Annotated in this window: 16 protein-coding genes; 1 reads left to right on the top strand and 15 read right to left on the bottom strand. The window is 67.4% G+C overall.

What is annotated here, in order from left to right; genetic code table 11:
- Nucleotides 1-740: 740 nt before the first annotated feature.
- The 4 genes from JHD77_RS16830 to amaB form a co-directional block, all read right to left on the bottom strand.
- Entirely contained in the window at nt 741-1496 is a 756-nt protein-coding gene (locus JHD77_RS16830; protein ID WP_003112528.1) for an RES family NAD+ phosphorylase, read from the bottom strand.
- 134 nt (nt 1497-1630) lie between these two features.
- Nucleotides 1631-1999 carry an antitoxin Xre/MbcA/ParS toxin-binding domain-containing protein gene (locus JHD77_RS16825; RefSeq protein ID WP_003086329.1) on the bottom strand — a complete coding sequence of 123 codons (369 nt, stop codon included), beginning with the start codon at nt 1997-1999 and terminating at the stop codon, nt 1631-1633.
- A 72-nt stretch (nt 2000-2071) separates the two neighbouring features.
- Entirely contained in the window at nt 2072-3358 is a 1287-nt protein-coding gene (gene amaA / locus JHD77_RS16820; protein ID WP_003163134.1) for an L-pipecolate oxidase, read from the bottom strand.
- A 55-nt stretch (nt 3359-3413) separates the two neighbouring features.
- Nucleotides 3414-4907 (bottom strand): L-piperidine-6-carboxylate dehydrogenase, encoded by a 1494-nt coding sequence (gene amaB / locus JHD77_RS16815; protein ID WP_031755661.1) that lies wholly within the window; start codon nt 4905-4907, stop codon nt 3414-3416.
- 174 nt (nt 4908-5081) lie between these two features.
- Here amaB and JHD77_RS16810 point away from each other — a divergent pair, with 174 nt between their 5' ends.
- Nucleotides 5082-5558 carry a GreA/GreB family elongation factor gene (locus JHD77_RS16810; protein WP_003112531.1) on the top strand — a complete coding sequence of 159 codons (477 nt, stop codon included), beginning with the start codon at nt 5082-5084 and terminating at the stop codon, nt 5556-5558.
- A gap of 2 nt (nt 5559-5560) precedes the next feature.
- Here JHD77_RS16810 and JHD77_RS16805 read toward each other — a convergent pair whose 3' ends face one another.
- The 11 genes from JHD77_RS16805 to JHD77_RS16755 form a co-directional block, all read right to left on the bottom strand.
- Entirely contained in the window at nt 5561-5836 is a 276-nt protein-coding gene (locus tag JHD77_RS16805) for a zinc ribbon domain-containing protein (RefSeq protein ID WP_169057979.1), read from the bottom strand.
- Nucleotides 5837-5934: 98 nt separating this feature from the next.
- Nucleotides 5935-7185 (bottom strand): OprD family porin, encoded by a 1251-nt coding sequence (locus JHD77_RS16800; RefSeq protein WP_031670667.1) that lies wholly within the window; start codon nt 7183-7185, stop codon nt 5935-5937.
- Nucleotides 7186-7263: 78 nt separating this feature from the next.
- Nucleotides 7264-8250 carry an NADH:ubiquinone reductase gene (locus tag JHD77_RS16795; RefSeq protein WP_003120636.1) on the bottom strand — a complete coding sequence of 329 codons (987 nt, stop codon included), beginning with the start codon at nt 8248-8250 and terminating at the stop codon, nt 7264-7266.
- A 15-nt stretch (nt 8251-8265) separates the two neighbouring features.
- On the bottom strand, nt 8266-9183 hold the full coding sequence (locus JHD77_RS16790; RefSeq protein WP_003120637.1) for an SDR family NAD(P)-dependent oxidoreductase: 918 nt from the start codon (nt 9181-9183) through the stop codon (nt 8266-8268).
- A gap of 40 nt (nt 9184-9223) precedes the next feature.
- Entirely contained in the window at nt 9224-10369 is a 1146-nt protein-coding gene (locus JHD77_RS16785) for an acyl-CoA dehydrogenase family protein (RefSeq protein WP_003120638.1), read from the bottom strand.
- Between the two features lies 1 nt (nt 10370).
- Nucleotides 10371-11132, bottom strand: coding sequence for an enoyl-CoA hydratase/isomerase family protein (locus tag JHD77_RS16780; RefSeq protein ID WP_003086299.1), 762 nt, complete (start codon nt 11130-11132; stop codon nt 10371-10373).
- Nucleotides 11132-12196: an acyl-CoA dehydrogenase family protein gene (locus JHD77_RS16775; RefSeq protein WP_031755659.1), complete on the bottom strand. Its 1065-nt coding sequence runs from the start codon at nt 12194-12196 to the stop codon at nt 11132-11134. The genes JHD77_RS16780 and JHD77_RS16775 overlap by 1 nt, the downstream gene beginning before the upstream one ends.
- A 140-nt stretch (nt 12197-12336) precedes the next feature.
- Nucleotides 12337-12744, bottom strand: a complete 408-nt coding sequence (locus JHD77_RS16770) for a PaaI family thioesterase (protein WP_019725930.1) — start codon at nt 12742-12744, stop codon at nt 12337-12339.
- A gap of 23 nt (nt 12745-12767) precedes the next feature.
- Complete coding sequence (locus JHD77_RS16765) at nt 12768-14123, bottom strand: MFS transporter (protein WP_004353325.1); 1356 nt, start codon at nt 14121-14123, stop codon at nt 12768-12770.
- Between the two features lie 81 nt (nt 14124-14204).
- Nucleotides 14205-15071 (bottom strand): MaoC/PaaZ C-terminal domain-containing protein, encoded by an 867-nt coding sequence (locus JHD77_RS16760; protein WP_003112540.1) that lies wholly within the window; start codon nt 15069-15071, stop codon nt 14205-14207.
- A complete protein-coding gene (locus JHD77_RS16755) occupies nt 15055-17202 on the bottom strand; it encodes an acetate--CoA ligase family protein (protein ID WP_015648316.1) in 2148 nt (715 codons plus the stop codon). The genes JHD77_RS16760 and JHD77_RS16755 overlap by 17 nt, the downstream gene beginning before the upstream one ends.
- Nucleotides 17203-17243: the final 41 nt, after the last annotated feature.

Raw genomic sequence — 17243 nt, 5'->3', positions numbered from 1 at the left:
CCTTCTCTGTAGCTGCCATGCCAGGCCGGCCAGGGGAATCGCGGCAGCCAGCAGGCCAAGCAACAGGTTCGGTAGATCGACGGGCATGGGGCACTCCAGCGGAAAACGACGCAACACCCGCCTGGCAGGCGCGCGTGCAGCGGATTCTAGGTTCTTGGGAAAAGACCGTCGAGCGAATAGCGCCGCGCCGAACGAGCACTCCGCTTCCGAGCTGTGCGTACCCCATGCGCAGGACATCTCAGATACTTCCGTAACGGAAGCCATCGCCCTGCGCCCTTCGCCGCCAGGACATTTCTGCTTCCACGGCATTTTTGTCGCGGCTACAGGGCTTGCCTTGGAGCGTGCGATGTGCTGTCGAGCAAGCGCTTGGGAAATCCACAGATCCTGTGGATAACCCAGTGGAAAAGCCCCTAAAAAACTGCCGAACCCCCGATGGAGTGGGGCTATGGGACAGATTGACGATTTTTTCACCAACTATTTTTATCGTTATTTTTCAATAAGTTACGTTTCAAACATGAAAAATCAAGCGTTTAGAGCCTAACGCTCTCAACCCTTGACAAGCTGCTTTCCATTTGTGCACAAATTTTCGCCGAAGCCTCTTGCCGCCCCATTGCAGGGCAATGCCGTTCGAAATCCTCAGCCACTCTTTCCCTCGGGGCATGCAGGCCAGCCCTGCCCAACAGGCAGGTGGCGGCCTTCAGACGGTGCCCCCGGATCGCTGGCAACCGAGCCCCCTCCACTCACGCCGGATGCGGCAACTTTCCGTCCACCAGGAACAGCTCCCAGGAGAAGATTTTCGGCGACCCCGGCACATGCGCCGGCTTGAAGGCCACGTAACCGGCCGTGGTTTCGCACAGCCAGGGCGTCAGGTTGCGAGGACGCTTTTCGGTGAAGGCCGCGGGCGTGAACAGGGCGACATTGCAGCCGCGCTCCGGGCAACGCGCCGAACGGTATTCGAATGCCTGCACCCCGGCGCTGCGCATGGCACTTCCCAGTTCCTGGGGAGCGCGGTAGTCGGCGATGTCGGTCAGCGCAGCCTCGTGATCGGAGAAAGGCGGCGCCTGCAGACGGATTCCCCGCTCCACCTTCCAGCCCGCCTCGAACGAAGCGTGCTCGGACAGAATCCTCCCGCTCGGTGGCGGCACCACCATGCCACTCCACAGGACGCAACGGTAATACGCGCTTTCGGCCATGGCCGTTTCCAGCTTCAGCGCGGCGTAGAACAGGCTTGGCTCGTGGCGACGGCCAAACCGCGACCCCCAGCGCAAGGGCGGATAACGGAACGGGGTCTTCAACAGGTAATGCAATGGCTCGGCATCCGCCGGCACCGGCGGCTTGCTCGACTCGAGCAGTTCCTCGAGCAACGCCTGTTCTTCCAGGGTGTCGACCAATTGCAGGGTCGCCACCTGCTCCTGGCTCTCCACCAACCGCACCAGGCGCCCCTGGAGCGGTCGGATATGCCGCTCACCCTTGCACTGTCGCCAGATCTCGCTCACCTTCCGCCCCTCGCTTCCTGTGGTGTCGGATGCCAGCGTAGCGGCACCGCAGTCTCCATTCAGCCAGGCTTGTCGCCTCTGGCTGCCAGCCTTTTCCGTGACAGGCGTAGGCCCCCGTACAGGCGCGCCGGGTATCAGACCTTGCCGCGGATCGCATCGAGGTATTCCAGCACATGAACCAGGCCCTGCACCTGTCCCATCAGTGCCAGCGGCTCGCCCGCCAGGTGATGGTTGGGAGTGCGCAGGAAGTGGCGCATGTCCTCCTGCTGCCCGCCGAACAGGGCATACAGTGCGCGATAGACTCGCACCAGCAGCAGAGCCAGCTCGCCGGTCTTGCTGTCCACCCGCAGGCCCTGGGTCTTCCAGCGGCTGATGGCGCTGCGATCGACGCCGACGATGCCGGCCAGTTCGAGCTGCGTCAGCCCCAATTGCTCGCGCGCGGCCAGGACGGCCTTGGCCAGGACGGCATCGGCGCTGGGACGTTCCTTGATGAGAGCGCTCATGACGACCTCCTCATGTGTGTTTACAACAAACTATCATTATTTTGCTGAAAACACACCTTGATTCGGTCGAGCCTAGAGAACCACGCGCAAGCATTGACCGGCGTGATAGAGAGAAAAACCCATCTCGTAGGCGCAACTGCGCAGCCTGGCCGCGGGGACGGGCTTCATGTCACTGAACGGCAACGGCAATGTCGCTCGCTCGCCGCTCAGCAAGTAGTCGGCGAACGCCTTGCCCACTACCGTACCGGTGGTCACGCCGCGTCCGTTGTAGCCGGTCACCGCCAGCAAGCCTTCCGCAGGCTCGAACAGGCGCATCAGATGATCGGGGGTGAAGGCGATGCAACCCGTCCAGCTGTACTCCCAGTTGACCTGGCCCAGGTCGGGAAAGTAATGGCTCTGGATTCGATCGGCCCATTGCCGCAGGAACCAGGCGGGCTTGTTCGCGCCATTGCCGAGGCTTCCCAGCAACAGGCGACCCTGGGCATCGCGACGGATGCTGCTGAGCACCGTCCTGGTATCCCAGGAACCCTGGCCGTGAGGCAGGATGCGCTCGGCCGCGGCGCCGTGCAGCGGCGCCGAAGCCACCTGGTAGTAGTAGCCGGGAAAGAAGTGCCGCCTCAGGTTGGTCCACTCGCCCTCGGTATAGGCGTTGGAGGCGATCACCACCTGTTCCGCCAGTACCGCCCCCGCGGCGCTGCGCACCGCCCACAGCGCGCCCTGCCGCTCCAGGGCGAGCACCGGCGAGCGCTGGTACAGTTGCCCACCCCGCTGTACGACGGCGGTAGCCAGTCCACGCGAATAGGCCATGGGATTGAGAGTGCCGGCGCGTCGGTCGAGCAACGCCGCGCTGATTCGCCGGGTGCCGCAGGCCTCGTGGCAAGCCGCGCCGGTCAGCAACTCCAGCGGAGCGCCGCGGCGCGTCCACTGCGCGTGACGGCGTTGCAGATCGGCCACGCCGCTGGCGTTGTGCGACATGTGCAGGGTGCCCTCGCGGCGCAACTGGCAATCGATGCCGAGGCGTTCGATGGTCTCCATCACCAGCGCCGGCGCCCGCCCCAGCACGGCGTTGAGCTTTTCTCCCTGCTCGGCGCCGAGGGTGGCGACCACCTCGTCCGGGGGAATCCAGGTGCCGGCGTTGATCAATCCGACATTACGTCCCGACCCGCCGTGGCCGACCTCGTACGCTTCCAGCACGCACACCGAACGGCCGGCCTCCAGCAGGTGGAGCGCCGCCGAAAGCCCGGTGAAACCGGCGCCGATCACACATACGTCGGCGCGCTGCTCGCCGTTCAGGCTCGCCGCTCCGGACAGGCGAGGCGTAACCACTTCCCACAGACACCGTTGCTGCAAACCGCCCATGCGCGACTCCGCTGCCAGCCTAATTGCCATGCGGCGGGAGCCCGCCGCGCCCCGTTCAATCGAAGGTGATGCCCTGTGCCAGCGGCAGCTCGCGGGAATAGTTGACGGTGTTGGTCTGCCGTCGCATGTAGGCCTTCCAGGCGTCCGAGCCGGACTCGCGACCGCCGCCGGTCTCTTTCTCGCCGCCGAACGCCCCGCCGATTTCCGCCCCGCTGGTGCCGATGTTGACGTTGGCGATCCCGCAGTCACTGCCCGCCGCGCCCTGGAACAGTTCCGCCTCGCGCAGGTCGGTGGTGAAGATGCACGACGACAGTCCCTGGGGAACCTCGTTGTTCAGGCGCAGGGCCTCGTCGAAATCGCGGTAGCCGACCACGTACAGGATCGGTGCGAAGGTCTCCGTGCGCACCACTTCGGTCTGTCCCGGCATCTCGACGATGGCCGGCGACACGTAGTAGGCATCCGGATAGCGCTCCTGCAATTGCCGCTCGCCGCCGAACACCCGCCCCCCCTGCTCGCGGGCTCGCGCCAGGGCGTCCTGCATGGCCAGGTAGCTGCGTTCGTCGATCAGCGGCCCGACCAGGTTGCCCTCCAGCGGATGACCGATACGGACCCTGGAATAGGCTGCCTTGAGACGCTCGACTATCTCGTCCTTCACCGACTCATGGGCAATCAACCGGCGCAAGGTGGTGCAGCGCTGCCCGGCGGTGCCCACCGCGCCGAACAGGATGCCGCGCACCGCCAGGTCGAGGTCGGCGCTTGGCGCCAGGATCATCGCGTTGTTGCCGCCCAGTTCGAGGATGCAGCGAGCGAAACGCGCCGCCACCCGCGGCGCCACTTCGCGCCCCATGCGAGTGCTGCCGGTGGCGCTGACCAGGGCGACGCGACGGTCGTCCACCAGCGCTTCGCCGGCCTCGCGGTCGCCGGTCAGCAATTGGCTCAGGTGCGCCGGCGCATCGCCGCCGAAGGCCCGCGCGGCACGCTCGAACAGTGCCTGGCAGGCCAGTGCGGTGAGGGGGGTCTTCTCCGAAGGCTTCCAGACCACGGAATTACCGCAGACCAGCGCCAGCGCGGTATTCCACGACCACACCGCGACTGGGAAGTTGAACGCGCTGATCACGCCTACCACGCCCAGCGGGTGCCAGGTCTCGCGCATGTGGTGGCCGGGACGCTCGGATGCGATGGTAAGACCGTATAACTGGCGCGAGAGGCCCACCGCGAAGTCGCAGATATCGATCATTTCCTGGACTTCGCCGAGGCCTTCCTGGGTGATCTTGCCCGCCTCCCAGGACACCAGTTCGCCGAGTTCGGCCTTGTGCCGACGCAATTCCTCGCCGAACAGCCGCACCAGTTCACCACGGCGCGGCGCCGGCACCTGGCGCCAGGCGCGGAACGCCTGTTCGGCGCGCTCGACCTTGGCGGCAACGGCGGCGCGCCCCTCCAGTCGCACCGCAGCCAGGCGACTGCCGTCGATGGGGGTATGCACGGCAAGCTCGCCATCGCGAAAGGCATTGGGGTCGAGGCCAAGACTGCGCAGCAATCCGTCGATCATGTGAGGTTCTCCTGGCTGTTCGTTTCCGCTCGTTTTAGTCGGTTTGCCCGGTAGCAACAAACGACCTTTATTCGCCACGTCATTCCGAGTTTTCATACTGGCTCCGAGCTGTCGCGATCCGCCGTGTTTCCCGTACCATGCACGCCTTCGCCGGCCAGCCCCCGCCTACCCGACATGGACAAGAAAAAGCTGTTGCGCCTGATCACGGAAAAGCTCGCCGCGGACCTGGAAGTCGCCGTCCGCGCCGCGCAGACCGCCCATGAGACGGCAACCCACGAAGAGAACGTCGCCGAGAACAAGTACGACACCCTCGGCCTGGAAGCGGCCTACCTGGCCGCCGGGCAGTCGCGCCGGGTCGAGGAGATCCGCCAGGCGCTGGGCCTGTACCGCAACCTGGTGCTGCGCGATTTCGACGAGGAACAGGGCATCCAGCTCACCGCGCTGGTCACCCTGCTGAACGCCGACGGCAGCCGGCGAACAGTGTTCCTCGGCCCCGAGGCGGCCGGGCTGAAGATCGATTGCGAAGGTCGCGAGGTGTTGGTCATCACGCCTCGCTCGCCACTGGGCCAGAGCCTGATCGGCAGGCACCCGGGCGACGAGACCGGGGCGAAGGACTCCCCCCTTGCGGTGGAAATCCTCGCCGTCGACTGAGGCTACTGCTGCGGCGCACCGCAGGCGCCGCAGAACTTCGCGCCCGCCGCGAGATCGGCGCTGCAGGCGATACAGCGCAGCGGCGCCAGGGCGCCGCCGCAGCCCTGGCAGAATCGTGCCGTCGCCGCATTCGCGGTGCGGCAGGCGGGACAGGCCATTCCCGCCGCGACTGGCGCCGGCGGATAGCCGCCCTGACCGCGGTGATGACCGCCGCCGTGATGACCACCGCCCTGTCCATGATGACGCCCACCCATCAACAACCGTTCGAAGAACCCCATGGCACAACCCTCTCGTCTGGATCTGACGGCTTCCAGTGAAAAGGCTGTAGCCACTACAGGGTCAATGGCGCGGAAACATCGGGAAACTCAAGTCCGCTTCACCACAGCGGCAACGCGTAGCTGACGATCAGCCGGGTCTCGTCGATGTCGTTGCCGAAATCGCTGCGGAAGGTGCCGTTGCGCAACTTGATCCCCAGGTTCTTCAGCGGCCCCGATTGCACCAGGTAGGCGATATCGGTGTCCCGCTCCCATTCCTTGCCGCGCCCACCGCCGTCCAGAAGGTCGATGTGTTCGCCACGCAGGTAGCGGCTCATGAATGTCAGGCCGGGCAGGCCGATGGCGGCGAAGTCGTAGTCGTAGCGCAACTGCCAGGAGCGCTCGTCCTTGTTGGCGAAATCGCCGATCTGCACGAAGTTGACCAGATACGGATCGGTCCCGGCCAGGTAGGCGAAGCCGCTGTCGCCGGACATGCGCTGGTAGCCGAGGCCGAAGGCGTGGCCACCCAGGCGATAGGTGAACAGCGCATTCAGCGCGCGATTGTCGACGCGGCTGCCGCCCTCGTCGGTGGAACGCGCCCAGCGGATGTCGGACTTCAGCGACTGGTCATCGGCGAGCGGCAAGAGGTGCTGCACGCCGAGATAATGCTGACGGTAGAAATCCTCCAGGTTGGCGTAGTGGTAGCTGCTGCTCAGGCGCTCGCTCCAGCGGTAGGTACCGCCGGCGAAGTCGAAGCGGTCGCTGCCGGGGTGCCGGCCCGCCAGTACGTTGCGCTTGTTGCCGCGGGTGATGCCGAGGTCTTCGGCGTTGGTCGAGTCGCGCTGCTTGACCTGGCGCAACTGGCCGAACTGCAGCGCCAGCCCGTCGATCTCGTTCACTTCCAGCAGTCCACCCTGGAAGGTTTGCGGGTGCAGGCGCGTGTCGTTGAACTGCACCACCGGCAGCCTGGGCATCAGGCTGCCGATCTTCAGCGTACTGTGCGAGACCCGTAGCTTGGCGGTCAGGCCCAGGCTGGAATAGTCGTGGGCGGCGCGCCGGTCGCTCGTCGAATACGGCAACAGACCACTACCGGATCGCTCTGGCGAGGAGTCCAGCCTGACGCCCAGCAGGCCCAGCGCATCGCCGCCCAGGCCGAAGAGCCCCTCGGTGTAGCCGGACTCGTAGCGCAACAGGAAACCCTGCGCCCACTCCTCCGAATAGGACTGGCTGGCGCCGGGCTGGCGATAGTCGCGATTGAAATAGAAATTGCGCAGTTCGAGGCCGGCCTTGCCGTCGGCGAAAAACTCCGCCTGGGCGAACGACGGCAGCAACGCCAGCCCCGCGGCCAGCATCGGAACGGGAAGAATTTTCATTGTTGTTGTCTCTTCGTCGTCAGTGGATAGACACGGCGCCGCGACCACTCCCTGCCGCGACCGCCGTGGCGGAGCGGATCAGACCCCGGCGAGCATGCCCTCCAGGCGTTGACGCACCAGTTGGCGCGCCTGCTCGACGATGTCCCTGAGCAACTCGGCGCAGGCCGGTTCGTCGTCGATCAGGCCCTGGACCATGCCGGCCGACCAGATCCCCAGGTCGGCATCGCCCTGCTGGTACACCTGGCGACCGCGCTGGCCGCTGACCAGCGCGGCGATATCGGCGTAGCCGGCGCCGCCGCGTGCCTCGATCGCCAGTACTTCCTGGCTGATCGCGTTGCGCGCCACCCGCGCGGTATTGCGCAGGGAACGCATGATCAGGTCGGTGGAACGCTCGTCGGCCGCACGGATCGCCGCCTTCACCGCAGGGTGTATCGGACATTCGCGAGTGGCCAGGAAGCGCGTGCCCATGTTGATCGCGTCGGCGCCCAGCGCCAGCGCCGCGACCAGGCCACGTCCATCGGCGAAACCGCCGGAGGCGATGATCGGCACGCGTAGCCGGTTGGCCGCGGCCGGCAGCAACACCAGGCCGGGGATGTCGTCCTCGCCCGGGTGGCCGGCACACTCGAAGCCGTCGATGGAGACGGCGTCCACGCCCAGTCGCTCGGCCTTGAGCGCATGGCGCACGGCGGTGCACTTGTGGATCACCTTGACGCCGTGTCGACGGAATTCGGCGATGTGCTCGCCGGGGTCGTTGCCGGCGGTTTCGACGACGGGGATTCCCGTCTCGATGATGGCTGCGCGATATTCGGCATAGGGCACCGGCTTCTGCGTCGGCAGCAAGGTCAGGTTGACCCCGAACGGCCGATCGGTCAGCTCGCGGCAGCGGGCAATCTCCGCAGCCAGTGCCTCCGGGCTCGGCTGGGTCAACGCCGACAGCGTCGCCAGGCCACCGGCGTTGGCCACCGCCGCAGCCATCTCGGCACGGCCGACCCACTGCATGCCGCCCTGCATGATCGGGTGTTCGACGCCGAAGGTCTCGGTGAAACGGGTCCTGAACACGCCCATGGATTGCCTCCTCGGTCAGATCGGGTCCCAGGAGAACACGTCCGGGCTGCGCGCCAGGTCCATGAAGCTGCCGCGCAACGCCGGCATGCCGTGCTCGGCGATGCTCTCCGGGGTCCAGCCGTGCTCGCTATGCACACTGCGCAGCGGCCGGCTCTGGCTCATCAGGAAGAGTTCGTGGTGACGCGCGGCGAACACCTGGCCGGTGACCTCGCGGGCGGCGTCGGACGCCAGGTAGACGGCCAGCGGCGCGTTCTTCTCGGGGGTCATGCGCTGCAGCTTGTCGACGCGGGCCTTCTGCTCCGGGGTTGCGGCCGGGATCGAGTCGGTCATCCGGCTCCAGGCGAACGGCGCGATGCAATTCGAACGCACGTTGTAGCGCTGCATATCGAGGGCGATGGATTTGCTCAAGGCGACGATGCCCAGCTTGGCCGCGGAATAATTGGCCTGGCCGAAGTTGCCGATCAGCCCGGAAGTGCTGGTCATGTGTACGAAGGCGCCGGCCTGCTGGGTACGGAAGCGTTCGGCGGCGGCCCGGCTGACGAAGAAGCTGCCGTTGAGATGGACATTGATCACCGACAGCCAGTCGTCGGCGCTCATCTTGTGGAAGATCGCATCGCGCAGGATGCCAGCGTTGTTCACCACGATATCCAGACGCCCGAAACCGTCCATGGCGCATTCGACGATACGCCGCGCGCTGTCCCAGTCGGCGACGCTGTCGGTGTTGATCAGACCTTCGCCGCCTCGCTGGCGGATCAGGCCAAGGGTCTCTTCGGCCGGCGAGGCCGACCCGCCCTCGCCCTGTAGCGATACGCCGATATCGTTGATCACCACCCGTGCCCCGGAATCGGCCAGGGCCAGGGCGATCTCGCGGCCGATGCCGCCGCCCGCGCCGGTAACGATCGCGACCTTGCCTTCATTGAGTCTGCTGCTCATGGGTAATCCTCTTCGTCCCGTGGATGTCGTTCGGTTGCGCTCAGCCCGACAGGCCGAGGACGCTCTTGGCCAGGATGTTGCGCTGGATTTCGTTGCTGCCGCCGTAGATGGTGGTCGGCCGCGACTGGATGAAGATCCCCGCCGGATGCAACTCGGGGTCTTCGGCGAAGGGCTGCAGCAGGGCCGAATCCTCCCCGGCGACCTCCAGGCCCAGCTCGCTGATGCGCTGGAACAGTTCGGACTGGAAGATCTTCAGCATGGATACCTCCGGGCCGAGGCTCTCCCCACGCCGCAGGCGTTCGGCGAAACGCTCGTAGAGCGCCTTGTGGCTGTCCAGGTCCATGCTCAGCGCGGCGAAGCGGCGCACGAACAGAGGGTCGTGCCACAGTCCCAGGTGCCGGGCCAGGCGCTCCAGGCGCTGGAGAGCGAAGGTGGACTGCTTGGGCGAACCGAGGAAGATCCGCTCGAAACCAAGCAGCGCCTTGGCCATGCTCCAACCCTGGTTGATTCCGCCGACCAGGCTGTCGTAGGGCACCCGCACGTCGTTGAAAAACACTTCGCAGAACTCGCCGTGCAGCTCCAGGTTGAGGATCGGCCGCACCTCGATGCCCGGGCTGTCCATCGGCACCAGCAGGAAGCTGATGCCGTGCTGCGCCTTGGCGCTGCGCTCGGTGCGGACCAGCAGGAAGATCCAGTTGGCCTCCGAGCCCATGGTGGTCCAGGTCTTCTGTCCGTTGATCACCCACTCGCCGTTTTCCAGGCGCGCCTCGGTGCGCAGGCTGGCCAGGTCGGAGCCGGCGTTAGGCTCGCTGTAGCCCTGGCACCAGATGTCTTCGCCGCTGAGAATGCGCGGCAGGAAGCGCGCCCGTTGCGCCTCGTCGCCATAGCGGATCAACAATGGGCCGAGCATGGTCACGCCGCTGTCGGGCAGGCGCGCGCAGCCGTACTCCTCCATTTCCTCCATCATGATCAGTTGCTTGCCGGCGCTCAGCCCCATGCCGCCGTACTCCCTGGGCCAGCCGGGACACAGCCAGCCCTGGCGCGACAACAGCAGGTACCACTCGCGGGTTTCCTCGCGCCCCAGGCGACGGGGCGGATTGCGGATGCGCTGCGGATAGTTGGCGGCGATCCACTCACGGACCATCAGGCGAAAGGCGTTGTCATCGAGACTGTCGTAGTCGCTCATCTCAGTTTCCTCTGAATACGGGGGGACGCTTGGCGAGAAAGGCCGCCTTGCCCTCGGCGTGGTCGGCGCTGAGAAACAACTGGCTCTGCAACTCGCCCTCCCGCTCCAGCAATAGGTCAAGGCCCTCGGCGAGCAACGCCTTGGTCATCGCCAGGGGCAGCGGCGCCTGCTGCTCCACCCGCCCGGCCAGCTCCAGCGCCATCGCCAAGGCGCCGCCAGCGGCGCAGAGGCGGTCGGCCAGGCCGATGCGCAGTGCCTCCTCGGCCTCTACCACCTGGCCGAACATCAGGATCTGCCGTGCCCGCCCCCAACCGATGCGCGCCGGCAAGGTATGCAACTGGCCGAGGTCGGCGAGCAGCCCGACCTTGCCGAAGCCGGCGGCGAAGCGGGCGCCGGCGCCGCAAACGATGCTGTCGCAGGCCAGCGCCACGGACAGCCCGGCCCCCACCGCCCAGCCCTCGACCGCGGCGATCAGCGGCTTGCCCATGCGCACCATCTGCCGCACCAGCCGCGCGTTGTCCTGCATTCGCGCCCTGCCGGCGGCCAACTCGGTCACCCGCATGTCGCCCAGGTCGCCGCCGGCGCAGAACACCTCTTCGCCACCGGTCAGCAGCACGCTGCGGATCGATGGGTCGCATTCGGCCGCCTCCAGGGCCCGCAGCAATTCCATGCGCAGCGCCGGCGACAGTGCGTTGCGCCGGGCCGGGTTGTCGAAGCGCAGCAGGCGCACCGTGCCGCGCGTTTCCTGCAACAAACCGCTCATCAAGCCACCTCCCGCTGTAGCAGCGCGGCGTAGCGCGCCTTGTGGAACGCCAGCGAGCCGTGGGCATTGAGCAGTACCATGGCGCGGCGCAGGAACAGGCCGATGTCCGCCTCGTCGGTGTAGCCGATGCCGCCGTGCAACTGGATGGCCTGGCGGGTCACCAGCAGAGCCGCTTCCGAGGCCCGTACCCGTGCGCTGGAAATCTGCCGCTGGCGCTCGCTTTCCGACGCCCCGGCGTCGATCGCGGCGGCGGCCTGCTCGACCATGGCGCGCGACAGTTCGATCTGGATCCTCAGGTCGACCATGCGGTGCTGCAGCGCCTGGAAACTGCCGATCTCGCGGCCGAACTGGCGACGTACCTTGAGGTACTCCAGGGTTCGCTCGAAGGCGCCATCCATCAGTCCGACCAGATAGGCCGCGCAGGCCAGCGCTGCCTCGTCCAGAACCTGTTCCGCCACCTCGCCGGACAACCACCGTGCCGGCGCATCGCGGAAACGCAGGCGAGCCAGGTGAGCGCCATCCTGGGTCGCCTCGCAGAGCAGTTCCACGCCATCGGCATCGCGCTCGACCAGCGCCAGGCCCTGCTCGCAGGCCACCAGCCAGGCATCGGCGGCGCCAGCCAGATGTACGTGAGCGACTTCGCCGTGCAACCGCCCTTGCTGCATACGAGGGCGTCGCCGCCCATCGCGGTAGGCGATGCCCACCGGCAGGACCAGCCGCTCAGCGGCCAGCAACGCAACGCGCTCGTCTTCCGGCAGCAGCGGCGCCACCAGCCCGGCCTCGATCAGCGGCTCGGGCAGCAGGCCGCGCCCCAGCGCCTCCAGCAACGCCGCGTATTCGCTCATGCCCAGGCCGCTGCCGCCCAACGCTTCATCCAGGCGCAGCGCCGGCCAGCCCATGGCGCAGACCTCGCGCCAGGCCTGGCGGTCCACCCCGCTACCGGTGAAACGACCGCGGCGCACGCGGGTCAGGTCGCCGTCGCGCGGCACCAGCGAAGCCGCGCTGTCGCGGATCATCCGCAGACGCTGCTCGCGCTCGCCGGCCCACTCGTCTTGCTCACTCATCTGTTCGCCCTCCTGTCGATACGCCGTCCGCCCGTCCGTCATCTGCACGGGCGGCGCCGGCTTGTCCGCGCGGAGCGACCGCGCAGGCCGTGGTCCGGACGCGCGACGGATGGCTCCGCTGCCGCGCCGCCGGAACTCCGCTACGGCTTAGCCGCGCGGTACCTGAAGCTGCCCGAGGCCATGGCGATGACCTCGCCGTCCTCGTTGCAGATTTCCGCCGTGCAGAAGCAGATCGTGCGGGTCCGTCGCACCACCCTGCCAACCGCACGAAGCTCGCCGCGGGCGCTCCCCATGAAGTGGGTAGCCATGTCGATGGTCACCATCGAGCAGTCCGGCAGGCAGGCACGGATCGCCTGGGCCATGGCGGCGTCCAGCACCGACATCAACACCCCGCCATGGAACTGTTGCAGGTAGTTCATCAGTTCCGGGCGATGCCCCAGGCGCACCCGCGCCACCCCGCCGGCATCGGTCCAGCGCTCGAGGCCGATGAACTCCTGGAAGCTGGCGGGCCGTTGCTCCGCCGCTGGCTGTCGTGGAAAAGAACTCATGGATGTGCACTCCTTCCGCAGGATCAGGCCTTGGCCGCGCGCCGCTCGGCGGTATCCCCGGCACTGCCCGGCGCTTGCCGTCGGGAAGCGCTCTCGGCATCGCGGGACTCGCGGTTCGGGTCGTAGAGCCGGTCCGCAATGAACAGCGCCGGGATCAGTCCGGTGAGCACGTAGGTGATGCCCATCACCAGGAAACCCGCGCCGATCGACACGTGGGTGGCCAGCAGGCCGATGCCGGCGGGCGCCACCGCCGCGCCGATACGCCCCAGGTTGTAGGCGGTGCCCACCGCCGAGCCGCGGACGCGGGTGGAGAAGCTCTCGGTCATGTAGGTGGCCAGCACCCCGACCGGAACGCCGTAGATGAAGCCGAAGGTGATGAGGATCCAGAGGATGTTGGAGGGCGAGTGGTAGAACACGATCAACGGCATGAAGGCGGCGCTGCCGATGGCCCCGGCGGCGAAGGTCAGGCGCCGGCCGAAGAGATCGGCGCAGACGCCGGCGGCGACCTTGCCGAGGATCATCGCACTGTAGGTGCCGACCATGTAGCCGGTCATCGACTTGAAGTTCATCCCCAACTCGCTCTCCAGGTAGGACGGCATCCAGTTGTTGGTGCCGTAGTAGCCGAACAGCAGGAAGCAGGAGGTGAGGCTCCAGAGCAGGAACATGCCGCGCGTTTCCGGATCGCCCAGCATCCGTCCCAGCGGGCCGGCGCCGCCAGCCTCGGCGTGGCTCTGCGGAGCCGCGCCGGGACGCTGGCGCCCGGCCTGGGCCGCGAGCCAGGACGGCGACTCCGGCACCCAGGGCCGCAGGGCCAGGCAGACCAGCGCCGGCGCCACGGCGGTGAAGAACAAGACGCGCCAGCCGAACTCGGGGATGATCTGCCCCGCCAGCAGGGTCGCCACCAGGTAGCCCACGGTCCAGCCGGCCTGCATGGCGGCGAGGATGGTGGTGCGGTACCTGGTTCCGACGCACTCGGACATCAGGATGTTGCAGGCGACGAACAGCGAGCCGAGGCCGAGCGAGGCGACGAAGCGGATCAGCGCGAACTGCCAGTAGTTCTGGGTCAGCCCCAGCAACGCGGTACCGATGGAGAACAGCACGATGGTCCAGGTCACCACTCGCACCCGGCCGAAGCGGTCGCAGCACCAGCCGCCATAGATGCCGCCGACGGCCATGCCGGCGAGAGTCAGGCTGCCGAGGGAGCCGGCTTCGAAGTTGCTCAGGCCGAATTCGGCCTTCAGGCTGTTGAGGCTGTAGGCCAGGAACATCAGGTCGACGCCGTCGGCGAGCAGGCCGAGGAAGCAGAAGACGAAGGCGATCAGCATGGTGCGCCGGGAAATGGCCGGCGCCGGGTTCGGGGAAAGCGCGGTTGCATTCATTATTCTTGTTCTCGCAAGCAGGATTTCGGTTGATCTTCACGGCAGCCCGACGGTCGTTCCCTCGCGCCGCCGCCCTTCGCTTCAGTCCGGCCGCTCTGGCGGCGGACCTACCCGGCCGTTGTCCAGCACCACCACATCGCGCTCGACGACGCGAGTGCGGAACGAGCCGTCGCTCCACATCTCGGTACGCAAGGTCTCGCCGGGAAACACCGGAGCCGAGAAACGCACCTGCAGATGTCCCAGTTGCCCCGCGCGGTAGTCGGCGAGCCCGCGCAACACCGCGTGGAATGCCACGCCGAGGGTGCACAGGCCATGCAGGATCGGCCGCGGGAAGCCGGCCCGCAGCGCTGCCGCGGGCTCCGCGTGGAGCGGGTTGTCGTCGCCGTTGAGGCGGTAGTACAGGGCCTGCTCCGGACGGGTCGGCAGGTCGAGTCGCAGGTCGGGTGTCCGTTCAGGCAAGCGATGCGGCGTTTCCGGCACCTGCCGGGAACCACCGAAGCCGCCGTCGCCGCGAAGGAAGGTGGTGCTGCGGGCGACAGCCAGCACCTCGCCGCTGAGCGCGTCGCTGAGCACCTTCTCGCTGTAGAGCAGCGCGCCCTTGTCGGCGCCCTTGTCTACCAGACCGGTGACCCGGGTCCGGCCGATCACCTCGCCTTCCGCCGGCAACGGCCGCCGCCACTCCAGGCGCTGCTCGCCGTGAACCAGGCGCAGCGCGTCCACGCCAGTCGCCGGATTGCCCAGCCAGAAGCCCGGATGACCGAGCACCAGGGCCATGCACGGCAATGCCTGGAGATCGCGGCACGGATCGACGTAGGCCAGTTGGCGCTCGTCCAGCGGGTCGCCGCCCAGACCGAGGCTCAATGCGTAGAAGGCGCTGTCGCGCCGGCTGTAGCGCTGGCGTACTTCGGGGATCGGGTAGTTCAGGAGCACCTCAGGATCGAGCGCCATCGGCCACCTCCTCGACTTCCAACACCGCATCCACCGCCCAGGCGCCCTGGCCCTCCGGCAAGGCGATGACCGGGTTGAGGTCCACCGAGCGCAAGCGCTCTCCCGCCTCCCAGGCGAACCGCGAGAGATTCGACAGCAGCCGTGCCAGCGCCGCGACGTCGGCCCGCGGCCGGCCACGCGCGCCGAGCAGGAGCGGCGCGCCTCTGATGCTACGGATCATCGCCTCGGCTTCGTCGACCTCGAACGGGCAGCGGCGGAACACCACGTCCTGCAGCACCTCGACGAAGATCCCGCCCAGGCCGAACAGCGCCACCGGGCCGAACAGCGGATCGCGCTGGATCCCCATGAAGCACTCCACCCCACCCTGCAGCTGACGCGCCACCAGGACGCCATCGAGACGCGCCTGCGGCGCCTTCTCGGCGGCCCGGCGCAGGAGCAGTTGGAAACCGGCGCGTACCGCGTCCGCATCGCTTACGCCAAGCAGCACGCCGCCGATTTCCGACTTGTGCTGGATGTCCGCCGAGGCGAGCTTCAGCACCACCGGGTATCCGATGCCCTCGGCGAAGGCAACCGCCTCTTCGGCACTGCCCAGCACCGCCTCGGCGGCGGACTCGATACCGGCGCGCGCCAGCAGGCGCTTGGCCTCGGCTTCGCCGGGCGTGGAGGCGGGCAACTGTAGCCCGCCGGCAGGCCGGCGCAGGCGCAACGGCCGAGCGAAGGCTTCGCCGAGCCGCCCCATGGCCTGGATCGCCACTACCGCCCGGGTGGGGTCTTCGAACAGTGCGAAGCCGGCCTCCTCGTAGGGTGCCAGCTCCTCCCCCTCGCCCATCACCGAGACCACGAACAGACGCTCGGGATGAGCCTCCTTGATCCGCCGGAACTGCTCGGCCAGACGCGCGCCGATGGAGGCGGCGGTGCCGGCCTGGGTGAAGAAGGCGAGCAGCGAACGGTAGCCACCGTCGACCACCATCGACTCGGTAAAGTCGCGCACCAGCGTCAGGTCGTTCAGGGCCTGCGCGGTGCAGTCCACCGGGTTGATCGGCGAAGCGAAGGACAGCCGTGCCTTCAGCCGCTCCTGGGCCATGTCCGGCATCGGCGGCATCGGCAGGCCGACTTCCTCGGCGACATCGCTGACGATGATCCCGGCGCCGCCGCTGACGGTGATCATGCCGAGGCTGTTGCCCACCGGATAGATACGCCGGGTGGCGAGGTAGGCGATGTCCATCAGTTCCTCGGTGGTCCTGGCGCGGATCACCGCATAGTCGCCCAGCACGGCGTCCAGCACCTTGTCGTCGCCGGCCAGCGAAGCGGTGTGGGACAGCGCCGCGCGGCTACCCAGGGCGCTGCGCCCGACCTTGTGCAGGATCACCGGCTTGCCGGCGCGATGCGCGGCCTCCAGGGCGGCGAGGAAGCTGTCGACGTTGCGGATGGATTCGGCGTAGGCCATCACCACGTCGATCTCCGGCGACTCCACCAGCCAACCGATGCTGTCGCCCAGGGTGACGTCGGCCTCGTTACCGGTGGCCACGCAGATAGGGGTTCCCAGGCGCCGCTGGCGCGCCATGCCGAGCAGGTGCGCGCCGTAGGCACCGGACTGGGTGGCGATGCCTACCCGGCCGGGCAGCGGTACGCCACGTTCCAGGCTGGTGGAGAAGAACGCGTAATAACCCAGGTTACTGTTGAACGCACCGAGCGCATTCGGACCGAGCAGGCGCATACCGTGCTCGCGGGCAGCGGCTACCACCGCATCCTGCATCGCCGCGCCGGCCTCGCCGACCTCGCTGAATCCGGAAGAGAACACGATGGCACTGCGCGCCCCCTGGCGGCCCAGCGCCCGGACGGTCTCCAGCACCTGAGGCGCAGGCACCGCGACAATGGCCACGTCCGGTGCCTGCGGCAGCTCCGCAACGCTGGCGAAGGCCGGCAGCCCCTGGATTTCAGCACGATTCGGATTGACCGGGAGGATTTGCCCGGCATAGCCATGGCGCAGCATGTAGGCGATGGGACGGCCACCGATGCGGGTCGGGTCGCTGGAAGCGCCGATCACCGCGACCGAGCGTGGTTCGATCAATGGAGTAAGACTGGCGAAACGGGGAGCGTCGATGAGCTGTTGCGAGTGGTTCGCTGACATGGGTTCACCTCATCCGTTTGTCTGTGGCCGGCACGACAACC

Source organism: Pseudomonas sp. P20, from assembly GCF_016463925.1.
Taxonomy (GTDB): Bacteria; Pseudomonadota; Gammaproteobacteria; order Pseudomonadales; family Pseudomonadaceae; genus Pseudomonas; species Pseudomonas aeruginosa.
Note: the sequence above shows the minus strand (reverse complement) of the source record. Positions and strands in the feature narration are given on the sequence as shown.